Annotated in this window: 12 protein-coding genes; 7 read left to right on the top strand and 5 right to left on the bottom strand. The window is 63.3% G+C overall.

Annotation, left to right across the window (positions count from 1 at the left end; translation table 11 throughout):
- Positions 1-20: 20 nt before the first annotated feature.
- Positions 21-2,750 (top strand): FtsX-like permease family protein, encoded by a 2,730-nt coding sequence (locus tag HZ993_RS00180; protein ID WP_209395269.1) that lies wholly within the window; start codon positions 21-23, stop codon positions 2,748-2,750.
- A gap of 9 nt (positions 2,751-2,759) precedes the next feature.
- Complete coding sequence (locus tag HZ993_RS00175) at positions 2,760-4,820, top strand: bifunctional diguanylate cyclase/phosphodiesterase (RefSeq protein ID WP_245213762.1); 2,061 nt, start codon at positions 2,760-2,762, stop codon at positions 4,818-4,820.
- 52 nt (positions 4,821-4,872) lie between these two features.
- Here HZ993_RS00175 and HZ993_RS00170 read toward each other — a convergent pair whose 3' ends face one another.
- The 4 genes from HZ993_RS00170 to HZ993_RS00155 are packed head-to-tail and all read right to left on the bottom strand — an operon-like array spanning position 4,873 to position 9,650.
- Positions 4,873-6,078: an ABC transporter permease gene (locus HZ993_RS00170; RefSeq protein WP_209395268.1), complete on the bottom strand. Its 1,206-nt coding sequence runs from the start codon at positions 6,076-6,078 to the stop codon at positions 4,873-4,875.
- Entirely contained in the window at positions 6,078-6,851 is a 774-nt protein-coding gene (locus HZ993_RS00165) for an ABC transporter ATP-binding protein (RefSeq protein WP_209395267.1), read from the bottom strand. The genes HZ993_RS00170 and HZ993_RS00165 overlap by 1 nt, the downstream gene beginning before the upstream one ends.
- Positions 6,848-8,200 carry an efflux RND transporter periplasmic adaptor subunit gene (locus HZ993_RS00160; RefSeq protein WP_209395266.1) on the bottom strand — a complete coding sequence of 451 codons (1,353 nt, stop codon included), beginning with the start codon at positions 8,198-8,200 and terminating at the stop codon, positions 6,848-6,850. The genes HZ993_RS00165 and HZ993_RS00160 overlap by 4 nt, the downstream gene beginning before the upstream one ends.
- 16 nt (positions 8,201-8,216) lie before the next feature.
- The gene (locus HZ993_RS00155) at positions 8,217-9,650 is read right to left on the bottom strand and encodes an efflux transporter outer membrane subunit (RefSeq protein ID WP_209395265.1); all 1,434 of its coding nucleotides are present in this window, start codon (positions 9,648-9,650) and stop codon (positions 8,217-8,219) included.
- A gap of 183 nt (positions 9,651-9,833) precedes the next feature.
- Here HZ993_RS00155 and HZ993_RS00150 point away from each other — a divergent pair, with 183 nt between their 5' ends.
- Entirely contained in the window at positions 9,834-10,913 is a 1,080-nt protein-coding gene (locus HZ993_RS00150; protein ID WP_209395264.1) for a PLP-dependent cysteine synthase family protein, read from the top strand.
- Between the two features lie 65 nt (positions 10,914-10,978).
- Entirely contained in the window at positions 10,979-12,028 is a 1,050-nt protein-coding gene (locus HZ993_RS00145; protein WP_371817009.1) for a lipocalin-like domain-containing protein, read from the top strand.
- Between the two features lie 66 nt (positions 12,029-12,094).
- Here HZ993_RS00145 and HZ993_RS00140 read toward each other — a convergent pair whose 3' ends face one another.
- Positions 12,095-12,409, bottom strand: a complete 315-nt coding sequence (locus tag HZ993_RS00140; RefSeq protein ID WP_209395263.1) for a c-type cytochrome — start codon at positions 12,407-12,409, stop codon at positions 12,095-12,097.
- A 194-nt stretch (positions 12,410-12,603) separates the two neighbouring features.
- Here HZ993_RS00140 and HZ993_RS00135 point away from each other — a divergent pair, with 194 nt between their 5' ends.
- The 3 genes from HZ993_RS00135 (at position 12,604) to HZ993_RS00125 (ending at position 15,104) form a co-directional block, all read left to right on the top strand.
- On the top strand, positions 12,604-14,379 hold the full coding sequence (locus tag HZ993_RS00135) for an ABC transporter transmembrane domain-containing protein (protein ID WP_209395262.1): 1,776 nt from the start codon (positions 12,604-12,606) through the stop codon (positions 14,377-14,379).
- A gap of 95 nt (positions 14,380-14,474) precedes the next feature.
- Positions 14,475-14,672 carry a hypothetical protein gene (locus HZ993_RS00130; protein WP_209395261.1) on the top strand — a complete coding sequence of 66 codons (198 nt, stop codon included), beginning with the start codon at positions 14,475-14,477 and terminating at the stop codon, positions 14,670-14,672.
- A gap of 27 nt (positions 14,673-14,699) precedes the next feature.
- The gene (locus HZ993_RS00125) at positions 14,700-15,104 is read left to right on the top strand and encodes a hypothetical protein (RefSeq protein WP_209395260.1); all 405 of its coding nucleotides are present in this window, start codon (positions 14,700-14,702) and stop codon (positions 15,102-15,104) included.
- Positions 15,105-15,106 lie beyond the last annotated feature (2 nt).

Raw genomic sequence — 15,106 nt, 5'->3', positions numbered from 1 at the left:
TTTCCCATCACAATCGCGCCATGTCTTCTCCGCTTTGGCCCCTGCTGACCACCTTTTCCTGGCAAGAGTTGCGCAAACACCCCTGGCGCAATGCGGCGGCCGTGGTGTCGGTGATGCTGGGTGTGGCGCTGGCGTTTGCGGTGCATGTGATCAATGCATCGGCCCTGGACGAGTTTGCGCAGGCCGTGCGCTCAGTGGGTGGCCAGCCTGATCTGGAGCTACGTGCCCGCACCGGTGCCACTGCAGGCATTGACGAAGCCTTGCTGGCGCGCATGGCCCGACACCCCGATGTGGCGCTGGCCAGCCCGGTGCTGGAGCTCAGCAGTTATGCGCTCAATGCACAGGACACCCAGGCTGCGACTTCCAAACTCGGCGAATCCTCCCGGGTGCAATTGCGTTTGGTGGGTGTGGACGCCATACAGGTGGGGCAGCTCAACCCCGATCTGATACCCCTGCCCTCTGCTACGGCCGACCGGCTGGACATTTTTGCGCCAGACAACGTTTTTTTGAACGCCAGCGCCCGCAGCCGCATCGCGGGCGACACGGTGCAACTGCAGTGGGGCCTGCAGACCAAGACCGTGCGGATAGCAGGCAGCGTGCGCGCGGCGGGCCCACCACTGGCGGTGATGGACATTGCCGCGGCACAAGACCTTTTTGAAAAAAACGGCCGCCTGACCCGGTTGGACATACGCCTGCGCGCAGGTGTGGACCGCGCAGCCTTTGTGCGCACAGTGCAGGCCGCTCCCGACTGGCCGAGCAATGCCCAACTGGTGGAGCCGGGCGACACGCTGGAGCGTATGTCCACCCTGTCGCGCGCCTACCGGGTCAACCTGACAGTGCTGGCACTGGTGGCGCTGTTCACCGGCGGTTTTTTGGTGTTTTCGGTGCTGGCCCTGAGCGTGAGCCGGCGTGCGCCCCAATTGGCGCTGCTGGGTGTACTGGGGCTTACTGGGCGGCAACGCCTGCACCTGGTGCTGCTGGAAGCACTGGTGCTGGGTCTGGTGGGCAGCGCCCTGGGCATCGCACTAGGGAGTGGCCTGGCGGCACTGGCCCTGCGGCTTTTGGGGGGTGATCTGGGCGGTGGCTATTTTTCTGGCGCCACGCCGGCCTTGCAGTGGAACCCGCTGGCGGCGGTTGTGTTTGCGGCGCTGGGCGTGGCAGCCGCCTTGGTGGGCGCCTGGTGGCCGGCGCGCTGGGCGCAGGGCCTGCCGGCGGCGCAGACGCTCAAAGGCCTGGGCACGGCCCAGTCCAACCCCAACCATGTGGTGCTGGCGGTGTGTCTGCTGCTGGCCGGCGGACTGCTGGCGCTGCTGCCGCCCATAGGCGGTGTGCCCCTGGCCGCCTATGTGAGCGTGGGTCTGATCCTGGTGGGCGGTATCACCGGCCTGCCCTGGCTGGTGGGTGTGGTGCTGGACCGGGTGGCACCCCTGGTGGCACGCCAGGCCCTGCCGCTGCTGGCGGTAGAGCGCGCGCGCCGCGTGCGCGGCAGTGCGGCGGTGGCAGTGAGCGGCGTGGTGGCTGCACTCAGCCTGGCTGTGGCGCTGACGGTGATGGTGGCCAGCTTTCGCACATCGATCACCCAGTGGCTGGACACCGTGCTGCCCGCCGAGCTGTACGTGCGCAGCGCGGCCAGCGCAAGCACACAAGACACGGCCTACTTCGAGCCCGCCTTTGTGCAGGCCGCGGCCCGCCTGCCCGGTGTGGTGCGGCTGACCACCCAACGCAACCAGCAGTTTCTGCCGGACCCCACACTGCCTGCCGTCTCGTTGATCGCCAGACCGCTGGGAATCTGGGCGACAGAGCGTTCTGCGCAGGTAAAGGAGGAGCCCGTGCAGCGGGCGGGGGACACGAAGCAGAGCGCTCTGCCGCCCAGATTCCTGGAGCGCAAAACGGCAGCCAAACACGGCTTGCCATTGATAGGCGAGCCACTGCCCGTGCCACCGGGCCAGATTGGCATTTACGTCAGCGAAGCCATGGCCGACTTACACGGCGCCAGACCTGGCACCGTTTACCCGGCACTTTCTGAGCATTTTAGGGCTCTAGCCCCCGAGAAATATAACGGTAACGCTACGTTTTTCATAGCAGGCGTGTGGCGCGACTATGCCCGCCAGTTTGGCACCATCGCCATCGACCAAGCAGATTTTGAGCGGCTCAGCGGCGACCGACGGGTCAACGACCTGGCCTTCTGGTTGGAGCCCGACGCCGATGTCCCCGCCATCGAGCAATCACTGCGCCAGCTGGCCAACACACAGGCCGGCACGCCGGGTGGTGAAGCCGGCCGCCTGATGGACTTTGGCTCGGCGCGCGAGATACGGGCCACCACGCTGCGAATCTTTGACCGCAGCTTCGCAGTGACCTACTGGCTGCAAGCCGTGGCCATTGGCATAGGCCTGTTTGGCGTGGCCGCATCCTTCAGCGCCCAGGTGCTGGCGCGGCGCAAGGAGTTTGGCCTCTTGGTACACCTGGGCCTGACACGCCGCCAGGTGCTGCGGGTGGTGGCCGCCGAAGGCATGGCCTGGACCACGCTGGGCGCGATCGCCGGCATAGCCCTGGGGCTGGCGGTGGCAGTAGTATTAGTGCATGTGGTCAACCCGCAAAGCTTCCACTGGAGTATGGAATTAAGCTTGCCCACGCTTAGACTGTTGGCACTGGCGGCTGCGGTGGTGGTGGCTGGCACACTGACGGCCTGGCTGGCCGGGCGTGCGGCGGCCGGGCGTGACGCCGTGCTGGCGGTGAAAGAAGATTGGTAGACAGCGGATATGTCCACACTGTTCGAGTTTTTGCCCATTGGTGCCTACCGCACCAGCCCCAGCGGCGCGGTGCTGCGCGCCAACTCGGCGCTGGTGCGCATGAATGGTTACGAAACCGAAGCCCAATGGCTGGAGGCCATCAACACCGATTCCGACGCCTGGTACGTGGACCCGCGGCGGCGCAAGGAATTGCGCGATCTGCTGGACCGAGATGGTGCCATCATCAACTTTGTGTCCGAAGTGCAGAGCCCGCGGCGCAGCGGCCAGATTCTGGTGCGCGAGGCCGCACACGCGGTGCGCGACGCCGATGGCACCCTGCTCTACTACGAAGGCACGATAGAAGACATCACCGCCAGCCATCTGGCCCAGGTGGCGCTGACAGAAAGTGAAGAACGCTGGAAGCTGGCCCTGGAGAGCACCGGCGACGGCGTATGGGACTGGTATGTGCAGACCGGCGTTGAGTTTTACTCCCGCCGCTGCAAAGAGATTTACGGGTTTGCCGAAGACGAGATTCCCAACCGGTCCGACGCGCTGGACGGCCGCACCCACCCCGACGACGTGGCCCAGATGCAGCGCGACCGCGACGCGCATTTCGACGGCGAGACCGAAACCTATACCAACGAGCACCGCATTCTGTGCAAGGACGGCACCTGGAAATGGGTGCTGACCCGCGGCATGGTGATCAGCCGCGACGCTCAGGGCAAACCCCTGCGCATGACGGGCACCCACACCGACATCTCAGACCGCAAAAACGCCGAGGCACTGATCTGGAAGCAGGCCCACTACGACAGCTTGACCGGCCTGCCCAACCGCCGCATGCTGCGCCAGCGGCTGGACGCCGCCATACAGCACTGCCAGCAGTCGCAACAGGACCTTGCCGTGTTGTTCATCGACCTGGACCACTTCAAGGAGGTCAACGACACACTGGGCCACGACAACGGCGACCTGCTGCTGGTACAGGCCGCGCAGCGCATTCTGGACTGCGTAGGGCCCGACGACACGGTGGCGCGCATGGGCGGCGACGAGTTCACCGTGGTGCTGTGTGGTGCACACGATGCCCGGCAGGTGGAGGTGGTGCTGCACAACATTCTGGCCCGCCTGGCCAGCGCCTTCCAGCTCGGCAGCGAGCAGGTTTTTGTGTCCGCCAGCATTGGTGTGGCCCAGTACCCACACAACGCCACCGTGGTGGAAGAGTTGCTCAAACACGCCGACCAGGCGCTGTATGTGGCCAAGGGCGCGGGGCGCAACCGTTTCAGCTTTTACACACCCGCCTTGCAAGAGGCCGCGCAGTTGCGTGCCCGCCTGGCGGCAGACCTGCGCACGGCGCTGCAACAGCAGCAGTTTGAGTTGTTGTACCAGCCCATCGTGCACCTGGCCACGGGCCATATCCACAAGGCCGAGGCCCTGCTGCGCTGGCACCACCCCCAGCGGGGCACGGTAAGCCCGGCGCAGTTCATTCCCATTGCCGAGTCCACGGGCCTGATCATTGGTATTGGCGAGTGGGTGTTCCAGCAAGCAGCGCAGCAGGTGGTGCAGTGGCGTGGCCCCTATGGCAGCGATTTTCAGATCAGCATCAACAAATCGCCGGTGCAGTTCCACCGGTCAGAAAAGACCCTCGATGCCTGGAGCCTGCACCTGCAGTCTTTGGGTTTAAGTGGCTCCAGCATTGCGGTCGAGATCACCGAAGGCCTGTTGCTGGATACCAATGAGGATGTGACCCAACAACTGGGCGCACTGCGCGCGGCGGGCATGGCCGTGTCGCTGGACGACTTTGGCACCGGTTATTCGTCGCTGACCTATCTGCAGAAATTTGACATCGACTTCATCAAGATCGACCAGTCTTTCGTTCGCAACCTCAAGCCCGCCTCCACCGACCTGGCACTGTGCAAGGCCATCATTTTGCTGGCCCATGACCTGGGTATGCGGGTGGTGGCCGAAGGGGTGGAGACACAAGAGCAACGTGATTTGCTGCTGGCCGCAGGTTGCGATTTTGGCCAGGGTTACTGGTTTGCCCGGCCAATGGCGGTGGCGGCTTTTGAGGTCTTTATGCAAAACCATACAAGCAAATAATGGCTGTAGCCCCCGAAAAATATAGTTGTATAGCTATAAACTTAATAGCAATCTATTCATGGCGGAGTGCATCAATCGGGTCCATGCGTGCCGCCCGCTGCGCCGGGAAGTAGCCAAACACCACGCCAATGACGGCAGAGAACACAAACGACATCACGTTCACTGCCAGGTTGAAGGTGTAGGGCACCTCCATCAAGGCGGCCAGGCCAATGGATGCACCGGTGGCGATCACGATGCCGATCAAGCCACCCAGTGCTGCCAGCACCACGGCTTCTATCAGGAACTGCAACAGCACCTCGCGCTCCAGCGCGCCAATGGCCAGGCGCAGGCCGATTTCGCGCGTGCGCTCGGTCACGCTGACCAGCATGATGTTCATGATGCCGATACCACCCACCAGCAAGCTCACTGCGGCCACGGCGCCCAACAGCATGGTCAGCACCTTGGTGGTGCCGGATAGTGTGTCGGCCAGTTGTTTGGTATCCAACACATTGAAGTTGTCCTCGTCACCACTGGCCAGCTTGCGCCGTTCGCGCAGCAGTTGCGTGATGCCGGCGGTGACCCGCGTGGGGTCGCTGCCGTCCTGCATGGACACCAGCAAGGTGTTGACGCGGTTATTGCCGGTGATGCGCCGCTGCAGTGTGCGTATGGGCAGCAGCACCATGTCGTCCTGGTCGTTGCCAAAGGCGCCCTGCCCTTTGGATGCCAAGAGGCCAATGACTTCGCACGAAATTTGTTTGACCCGCAACTGCGCGCCCAACACGGCCTGGCCGGCAAACAACTCGCGCCGCACGGTCTCACCAATCAGGCACACCGCCGCTCCGCCGCGCAATTCGGCTTCAGAGAACTCGCGGCCGCTGGCCAGCTTCCAGTTGCCGGTGAGCAACCAGTCGTTGGTGCTGCCGATGACATTGCTGCTCCAGTTGCGGCCAGCGGCCACCAGCGTGGCATTGGTGCGCGCCTCGGGTGCCACGGCGGCGATGCCACCGATCTGGCTGGCAACGGCTTCAGCGTCCGACTCTTTGAAGGCCAGCGCCGTGCCACCGCCACCCGGGCCCATGCGCTGACCAGGGCGCACCTGCAAGAGGTTGGTGCCCAGGCCGGAGATCTGGTTTTGCACGGCCAGCGTGGCGCCATTGCCCAGCGTCACCATGGTGATCACGGCGCTGACGCCAATGACGATTCCAAGGATCGTCAGGAAGGAGCGCATCAGGTTGCGCCGTATCGAGCGCAGTGCCAGCATCAGGGTGTTGAGCAACATCAGTGCACCTGGGGCGCGGTGGCCTCTTGCGTGGCAGCGTTTTGCAGGCCATCTTTCATGCCAGCAGGGTGCGGGTTGCGCTCATCGCTGGCCACCACACCGTCCACAAATCGCACAATGCGTCGGGCATACGCCGCCATGTCGGGCTCGTGCGTGACCATCAGCACGGTGATGCCGTGGTTGACATTGAGGCCCCACAGCAGCTCCATGATCTCTCGGCTGCGCTGGGTATCCAGGTTGCCGGTGGGCTCATCGGCCAGCAACACGGCCGGTTCGGTAACGATGGCGCGGGCAATGGCCACACGTTGCTGCTGCCCGCCGGAGAGCTCGGCCGGTGTGTGGTGTTCCCAGCCCTTGAGGCCGACCGACTCCAATGCTTTGGCCGCCATGGCGTGGCGGTTGGCCGCCGATTCGCCTCGGTACAACAAAGGTAGCTCCACATTCTCTTGCGCCGAGGTACGCGCCAGCAGGTTGAAGCCCTGGAACACAAAACCAAGGAAGCGTCGCCGCAGCCGCGCACGCTGGTCGCGCGTCAGCGTTTCCACATGCATGCCCTGGAACAGGTATTCACCAGTGGTGGGTGTGTCCAGACCACCGAGTGTGTTCATCGCCGTGGACTTGCCTGAGCCGCTGGGGCCCATGACGGCGACAAAATCACCTGCCTCAATGTCGAGGTTGACACCCTTCAGTGCCTGGAATGCGGTCGTGCCCTCACCATAGGTCTTGGTGATGCCGCGTAGGCGGATGAGCGGTTCGGTTGCTTGTTCGGTCACTTTTCAGCCCCTGCCGCGCGCTGGTCTGTTATGACGGCCAGGCCTTCCTGTATGCCGTCACCACTGATCTCGGTCATGCGGCCATCTGTGATGCCTACCGTGACCGGTATGGCAACCGCTTGCCCATCCTTCAGCACCCAGACCTGTTTGGCCGCTACACCTGCCCCACCGGCGGATTTGCGTCCACCGCCACCCCGTGGCATGCGCGGCACCAGCTTGGAGACCACACCTCCACCGGACGAAGCCGCAGGTGCGCCTGCGCCGACCTCTTTGTCATCGCGCGAGGGGGAAAACCGCAGGGCTGTGTTGGGCACCAGCAGCACGCCAGTGCGCTCGGTGGAAATGATGGTGGCAGATGCCGTCATACCCGGGCGCAGGCTCAGGTCGGTGTTGTCCACGGCCAGGGTGGTGGTGTAGGTGACCACGTTGTCCGTCTTGGTGGAGCCAATGGCCACACGGGTGGTCTTGGCGGGGTAACGTCGCGCCGGGTAAGCGCTGACGGTGAAGCTGGCCTTTTGGTCCGGCTGTACGGAGCCCACATCGGCCTCGTCCACACTGACCTCCAGGCGCAGCTTGGCAATGTCTTCAGCAATGCTGAACAGCGTCACCGCTTGCAACGAGGCAGCCACGGCATTGCCCGGGTCCACGGTGCGGGTCAGCACCACACCGTCTATAGGTGAGCGGATAGAGGCCTTGGACAGATTGGTCTCATCGGTGGAGACGGTTGCACGGGCCTCGGCCACGTTGGCGATGGCACTGGCCTCGGACGCAACAGCCCGCTCCACATTGGCTCGGGCGGTGTCCAGCTCGGTGGCCGACGGCACCTTGCCCCCGGACAGGCGGGCCACTTCTTCAAACCGCGCCAGACCGGCCTGGGCCTCTTTGCGGGAAGCCGTGCTCAGTGCCTGCTGGGCCTGCGCAGCGGCCAAACCGGCCCGCGAGCGCAGCACCTGGTCCGACAGCTTGGCAGTGTCCAGCTCCACCAGGAGCTGGCCCTTGGTTACACGGTCATTCACATCCACGGCTACGCGCTTGACGGTGCCGGAGAGTTCACTGCCGATATTGACTGCGCGGGTGGGTTGCAACGTGCCATTGGCCAGAACGGTCAGGGTCAGGTTGCCCTTGCGCACGGGCTCGGTCACATAGACCGGTTGGGCGTCGGCATTTTTTTGCTTCTGCCAATAGGCCACACCAGCGGCCAGCAAGACCAGTGCAGCGAGGGCGATCCACAGGCTGGGCTTTTGCCACCAGCTGCGGGTGTGCTCATCGCCCAGTATGGCCTGCATATCGGTCGCAGTAGGGCCGCTCTTGGTTGTTGCTGTTGGTGTTGTGTTGTCAGGGATGGTCATGGGGTGTCGCGCTTCTTCACGGTGCGGAGGGTTCAGTTTCAGGCGTCCAGCCACCGCCCAGGGCCTTGTAGAGGCGAACGTGGTCGGCGCTTATGCTGGCCCGGATAGCGGCAACGCTGTCCTGTGTGGAAAGCAGCGTGCGCTGGGCGTCCAGCACGGCGCGAAAGTCAATGAGGCCGCTGGCATAACGCTGGCGTGCCATCAGGTCTGCATTGGCGGCCGCGGTGGATGCGGCCTGCAGGCGCTGGGCGCGCTCGTTGTCGTTTTGCAGCGCCACTAGCGCGTCTTCCACATCCTTCAGCGCCTGCAGCACAGTGGCTTCATAGGCCACGCGGGCCTGCTCCAGAGAGGCCTCTTGGGCGCGTACCTGGGCCCGTGCAGCGCCACCGTCAAACAACGGCACCGATACACCAGCCAGCAGGGATTGCATCAACGACGCGCCATTGGTCAAGGCGCCCAGCGTCAGTGCACGCAAGCCCAAAGAGCCCGATATCTGAAAACTGGGGTACCGCGCCGCATCCGCCTGTGCAACCTGGGCCAGCGCTGAAGCGATGCGGTACTCCGCGGCGCGGATATCCGGCCGCTGGCGCAAGGTTTGTGCGGGTATGGCCACGGCGATACCTGCAGGCGCTTGCGGAATGGCGTCGGCTGCTGCAACAACATTTGTCGCAGCATTTGCCATCAAGCTGTTCTGCAAAGCGCCTGGTGCCTGGCCGGTCAGCACGGCCAAGCTGCTGATGGACTGGGCCACGCTGGTGGACAGTGCAGGGATTTGGGCGGCCGTCTGCTCTCTGGCGGCGAGCGCCTGCTCCACGTCCAGCGACGACACCAGGCCGGCCTGCGCGCGCCACTGCGTGATCTGCATGGTCTCGGTCTGCGCGGCCAGGTTGCTGCGGGCAATGGCCAACCGGGCCTGCAGTCCGCGCAGTTCGATGTAGGTCACAGCGATTTCTGCTGCAAGGGACACCTGCACCTGGGCCAAACTGGCCTGGGTGGCTTGGGTGTCAGCCTCTGCGGCACGCAATGCACTGCGTTTGCCACCAAATACATCGGGCTCCCAACTGGCGTCAAAACCCAGCTGGAAGGAGTCGGTGGCATCGTTGCTGCCGGCCCGGCTGCGCTGCGCCGATGCCGAGCCCCCTGCATTGGGGCCCAGGCCGGCGTTCTTGACGTCCCGCATGGCGCGCGATTGTTGCAAGGCCGCCTGCGCTGAGCGTACATCCGTATTGCGCAGCAGGCCTTGTGTGACCAGAGCGCTCAGCGTGGGGTCGTTGAAGCGTTGCCACCAGGCGGCCAGCAAGGGAACAGCCTCTTGCGCAACAGGCTGGGCCGCCGCTGCCGACCATTGTGTTGGCACGGATGTGTCCGGCAGGGCTACGGGCGACAGGACTGGCTTTGCGCAGCCCGACAAGGCCAAGGCTGCGGCGATCAGGTGTAAAGAATGTTTCACGGTCTTATTGTTCTGGGGTCCCGTGTCTGCAATATGCACACAGATGAAATCTTGTAAAGTTGGGCACGGGCCGGTGTTGCGCCAACCTGCACACTACGGTGCGGCGCAGGCAGGGTCTGTCAGTTACCGAACAGAGCCTTGCCAGTGCATCCGGCGCCTCCCTCCACCCAGGAACCCCTAGCCATGCAAAACGCCACACCCCAAACGAGCTGGCTGAACCAGGCCATCGCCCTGATAGAGGCCGATTACCTGCGCAGCGCGGACACCCACCTGATACCGCTGCCCCTGCCCGCCTTCGCACGCCACGGCATAGACCTGTACCTGAAGGACGAGTCCACCCACCCCACGGGCAGCCTGAAGCACCGTCTGGCCCGCTCGTTGTTTCTGTATGCGTTGTGCAATGGCTGGGTGCGTGAAGGCTCGACCATCGTAGAGGCCTCCAGCGGCTCCACGGCGGTCAGCGAGGCTTACTTTGCGCGGCTGCTGGGCTTGCCTTTCATTGCAGTGATGACGCGTAGCACATCGCCCGAAAAAATTGCACAGATCACCTTCTACGGTGGCCGCTGCCACCTGGTGGACAGCGCAGCCGAGGTGTACGCGCAAGCCCAGGCGCTGGCACAACAAACCGGCGGACATTACATGGACCAGTTCACCTATGCCGAGCGCGCCACCGACTGGCGGGGCAACAACAATATTGCCCAAAGCATGTTCAGCCAGATGGCGCGTGAACGCCACCCCATCCCCCGCTGGGTGGTGGTGGGTGCGGGCACGGGTGGCACCAGTGCCACCATTGGCCGCTATATCCGTTACCAGCGTTTTGCCACCCAGGTGTGTGTGCCGGACCCCACGGGCTCGGTGTTCGGGGCCTACCACCGCAGCGGCGACGCCAGCGTGACGGGTGTGGGTTCGCGCATCGAAGGCATAGGCCGCCCGCGGGTGGAGGCCAGTTTCATCCGCACCCTGGTGGACCGCATGATCGAAGTGCCCAACGTGGAGTCGATTGCGGCCATGCGTGCGCTGTCCACCCTGTTGGGGCGCAAGGTCGGGCCGTCCACCGGTACCAACTTCATAGGCATGCTGACGCTGGCCCAGGAAATGCGCAACACGGGAGAGGCCGGTTCCATACTGTCGCTGTTGTGTGATGCCGGTGAACGCTACCTGCCTAGCTACCACAGCGCCGAGTGGGTCAGCAGTAATCTGGGGGACTGCACACAAGCTGAACAGCGCGTGCAGCGCGCCATGGGCCAGGATGCCGCAGCGTGAACACGTCTCCACCGGCTTGGCCGCGTCGCAGTTTTTTGGGTACGGGTCTCGGGGTGGGGGTGGGATTGGCCTTGCACCCCGCTGTCCATGCATTGGCGCCCAAACGGCTGCAGTTCCCCCGGGATGCCGGTGCCCACCCCGACACCACCACCGAGTGGTGGTACGCCACGGGGTATATCAACGGCGACGGGAGCGAACCGCTGTTCGGGTTTCAGGTCACCTTCTTTCGCAGCCGGGTCGCCAAGACCCAGGGCATGCAGTCCAGGCTGGCGGCCAAGCAGCTCATTTTTGCGCATGCAGCCATCACCGACATCCAGGGCAAAAAGCTGTGGCACGACCAACGCATGGCGCGGGCATCGGGTGCGGAGCCGGGACAAAACCCAATGGATACGGCGTCGGCGAGCACGACCGATACAGGCGTCACGTTGCAAGACTGGTCACTGCTGCGCCAGGCGGATGGCCATTTGCAGGCGAAGGTCAAGTCTGCCGATTTTTCGTTGACTTTGACGCTGGCCGCCACCCAACCCGTGTTGTTGCAGGGTGCCAAGGGTTTGTCACAAAAAGGGCCAGACCCCGAACACAGCAGCTACTACTACAGTCTGCCCCACTTGCGGGTCAGCGGGGAGCTGACACTGCGCGGCAAGCGCCACACCGTAGGCGCGGGTAGCACCGCCTGGCTGGACCATGAATGGAGCCAGGCAGTCATGCCGCCTCAGGCCGTGGGGTGGGACTGGATGGGCATCAACCTGTTCGACGGCAGTGCATTGACGGCATTTCGCTTGCGTGACAAGGCGGGCAATGCCGTCTGGGATGGTGGCTCTTTCCGTGCGAAAGACCAGTTGTTTACGTTCCGCCGCGGTGAAGTGGTGTTCAAACCCCAACGCATCTGGAAGAGCCCAGTGAGCCAGGCCAGCTACCCGGTGGAATGGGTGGTGCGCACCCCGGCAGACTTTTACACCGTACGCGCCGTGCTGGACAACCAGGAACTGGACAGCCGTATGTCCACAGGCGCCATCTACTGGGAAGGTCTGTGTGAGGTATGGGACAGCAACAACAAACCCGTGGGGCGCGGTTATCTGGAGATGACGGGGTATGCCGCACCCATGCGCCTCTGAGACGAGCCAGGTTGACGCCCACAAAAAAGCCCGCAGGCTGCGGGCTTTTGGGGGTGCCTGTGGGACTTATTTCATGGCCATGATCCAGGAGACCAGCTTTTTGGCTTCGGCATCGCTGACCTGCGCATTGGCTGGCATGGGTACTGGGCCCCAAACACCGGAACCACCCTTGATGATCTTGGAGGCCAACATGTCGGCCGCCTTGGCATCACCGGCGTACTTTTTGGCGACATCCTTGTAGGCGGGGCCAACAACTTTTTTGTCGACAGCGTGGCAGGCCATGCAGTTCTTGGATTTCGCCAACGCCTCATCAGCAAATGCAGGACTGGTCACCGCCAGGGTGGCAGCAGCTGACAAAATAGCCAAAATCGTACGTTTCATTTCTTTATCCTCTTGGGTTAGATGGGGCTCAAGCACATGCGCCGCAGTCCTTCAACGGCGTGCAGGGTTCATTGGTTGACCTCTGCGCCGCCCAAGAATAGCAGAGTCGCCCGCGCCACGCTGGCCCGCCCGCCTATCATCGGGGCCCGCGGTGCGTGCTTGCATCCCGAGCTTTTGACCCCATTTAGTCCGCCATGACCACAGAACGCGCCAAATCCCAGAATCCGAAGTCTCTGTCTGGTCTGATCCCTTTTTTACGGCCTTACCGGGGCCGCATCGTTCTGGCCTTTGTATTTCTGGTTACGGCGGCGCTGGCCACCCTGGCCTTTCCACTGGCCTTGCGCGGCCTGATAGACGGTGGCCTGGTGAAGGGCAACCAGGGCGATCAGATCATGGCCATGCGCGAGCACTTCGCCTTGTTGTTTGGTGTCGCTGTTGCCCTGGGCCTGTCGTCTGCAGCACGGTTTTACATGGTCAGTTGGCTGGGAGAACGGGTTACGGCCGACCTGCGCAATGCAGTCTACAGCCATGTGCTGAAACAAAGCCCTGAATTCTTCGAGACCACACAAACGGGTGAGGTGTTGTCACGCTTGAGCGCCGACACCACCCTGGTGCAGACCGTGGTGGGTTCTTCATTGAGCATGGGCCTGCGCAACCTGGTTATGGGGATTGGAGCTTTGGGCATCCTGGTGTGGACCAACCCCTTTGTCATGTTCCAGGTGTTGGGTGTGCTGGTGCTCATCGTGCTGCCCAGTGTGTGGTTTGGCCGGCGCGTGCGCAAGCTCTCCAGAGCCAGCCAGGACCGCATTGCCGACTCCAGCTCCATTGCCGCGGAGATTCTGAACGCCATTCCCGTGGTGCAGAGCTATACGGCCGAGGGGCGGGAGACGCAGCGCTTCACCACCTCGACCGACAACGCTTTTGATACCGCGGTGCGCCGCTCCAAGGCACGCTCGGTGCTTGTGGCCTTCATCATCATTGCCACGTCGGCTGCACTGCTGTGGGGGCTGTTCCAGGGCACACAAGCGGTGGTGGCCGGCCGCATCACGGCCGGGCATCTGGGGCAAACCGTGGTCTACGTCATCATCCTGGCCAGTGCCTTTGCGATCTTGGGCGAGGTTTACGGCGACTTGCTGCGCGCAGCGGGCGCTACCGAGCGCCTGATGGAGCTGCTGGGTACCCAATCGCCCATACGCTCACCGCAGAATCCGGCTCTAGCCCCCGTTCCTGCTAGTGGTAGCGCTATCAAATTTGAAGCAATCGACTTCAACTACCCCTCCAGACCGCAGCAAAAGGCGCTGTCGGATTTTTCGCTGGACATCCAACCCGGCCAGACGGTCGCCATTGTGGGACCCAGCGGGGCCGGCAAAAGCACGGTGTTCCAGTTGCTGCTGCGGTTTTATGACCCGGCCCGGGGGCGCATTGTGCTGGATGGTGTGAGCACCCGCGACATGTCGCTGGAGGCCTTGCGCCAGCGCATTGGCATCGTGCCGCAAGATGCGGTCATCTTTTCCAGCAGCGCACTGGAGAACATACGTTATGGCAAACCCACCGCAACGGACGACGAGGTCAAAGCCGCCGCCACTGCGGCCTTCGCGGACGAGTTCATCACCGCCCTGCCCGATGGTTACAACACCTTTTTGGGAGAAAGGGGCGTGCGCCTGTCCGGCGGCCAGCGCCAGCGCATCGCCATTGCCCGTGCCATGCTGAAAAACCCGCCGCTGCTGCTGCTGGACGAGGCCACCAGCGCGCTGGACGCCGAGAGCGAACGCATGGTGCAGGCGGCACTGGAATCTGCGATGCGCGACCGCACCACATTGGTCATCGCGCACCGGCTGGCAACGGTGCAAAAGGCCGATCAGATCGTGGTGCTGGACCACGGGCGGCTGGTGGAACAGGGCACACATGCCGAACTGGTGACACACGGCGGCGTCTATGCCGGGCTGGCGGCACTGCAATTCAACGCCTGAAAGTGCATGGCGCCGCCGGGTACGGCCCGGAAAACCGGGGTTGAATTTGCTGCATTGCACCCGTAAAATGGACTTATCCACACTGGGAGATCGTTATGGAAGTCAACTCCGTCAACAAGCCTGCTGTGCAAGCAGCGCCCCCGCCCAAGCGCACCGAGCAAGCCCGTCCCGAACCAGAGCGTGAGAACAAACCCCGTGAGACCGAGGCCCGCAAGGAAGTACAGCCACCACCCAAACCTGTCATTAACGCGCAGGGACAGGTCACAGGGCGCAGCCTCAACGTGACCGCCTGACAGGCGCGCTGCCATTGAGGCTTGGCCATGGTTGCCATTACCGCCACCAACAGTACAACCCCGTCGACCCAGGCGAGTCTGGGGCGGGCGCGGCTGGCGCAGGCGCGGCGCGAAGCCGACCAAGCCGAAGCCAATGCCAGAGATCTGCGCGCCCAAGCCGACGAAGCCGAGCGGCAAGCACAGGACAGCCAACAGAATGTTCGCAAAGTCTCTGCCCGTATCCAGCAGGAGGCGGCAACCTACTCCCAACCGCGCGCCAGCAGCACCAGCGAAGTACCGCTGAAAGTGCAAAAATTGATTGAACAGATGTACAGCGCCACCAGTGAAAAGCGTGCCGAAAACGGCAATCCCCTCAAGACCGATGTACATGCCGCTGCCGTCGTCAATTCACAGGGACAGGCAACCGGCCGGATTGTGAATGTAAGCGCCTGAAA

It is taken from the genome of Rhodoferax sp. AJA081-3 (assembly GCF_017798165.1).
Lineage (GTDB): Bacteria > Pseudomonadota > Gammaproteobacteria > Burkholderiales > Burkholderiaceae_C > Allorhodoferax.
The sequence above is the reverse complement of the archived record's forward strand: the minus strand, read 5'-3'. Positions and strand labels throughout refer to the sequence as shown.

Excerpts from the sequence above, each read along its gene's own strand:
- HZ993_RS00180 (WP_209395269.1), top strand. The coding sequence starts at position 21 with ATGTCTTCTCCGCTTTGGCCCCTGCTGACCACCTTTTCCTGGCAAGAG.
- HZ993_RS00175 (WP_245213762.1), top strand. The coding sequence starts at position 2,760 with ATGTCCACACTGTTCGAGTTTTTGCCCATTGGTGCCTACCGCACCAGC.
- HZ993_RS00170 (WP_209395268.1), bottom strand. The coding sequence starts at position 6,078 with ATGTTGCTCAACACCCTGATGCTGGCACTGCGCTCGATACGGCGCAAC.
- HZ993_RS00160 (WP_209395266.1), bottom strand. The coding sequence starts at position 8,200 with ATGACCATCCCTGACAACACAACACCAACAGCAACAACCAAGAGCGGC.
- HZ993_RS00150 (WP_209395264.1), top strand. The coding sequence starts at position 9,834 with ATGCAAAACGCCACACCCCAAACGAGCTGGCTGAACCAGGCCATCGCC.
- HZ993_RS00140 (WP_209395263.1), bottom strand. The coding sequence starts at position 12,409 with ATGAAACGTACGATTTTGGCTATTTTGTCAGCTGCTGCCACCCTGGCG.
- HZ993_RS00135 (WP_209395262.1), top strand. The coding sequence starts at position 12,604 with ATGACCACAGAACGCGCCAAATCCCAGAATCCGAAGTCTCTGTCTGGT.
- HZ993_RS00130 (WP_209395261.1), top strand. The coding sequence starts at position 14,475 with ATGGAAGTCAACTCCGTCAACAAGCCTGCTGTGCAAGCAGCGCCCCCG.
- HZ993_RS00125 (WP_209395260.1), top strand. The coding sequence starts at position 14,700 with ATGGTTGCCATTACCGCCACCAACAGTACAACCCCGTCGACCCAGGCG.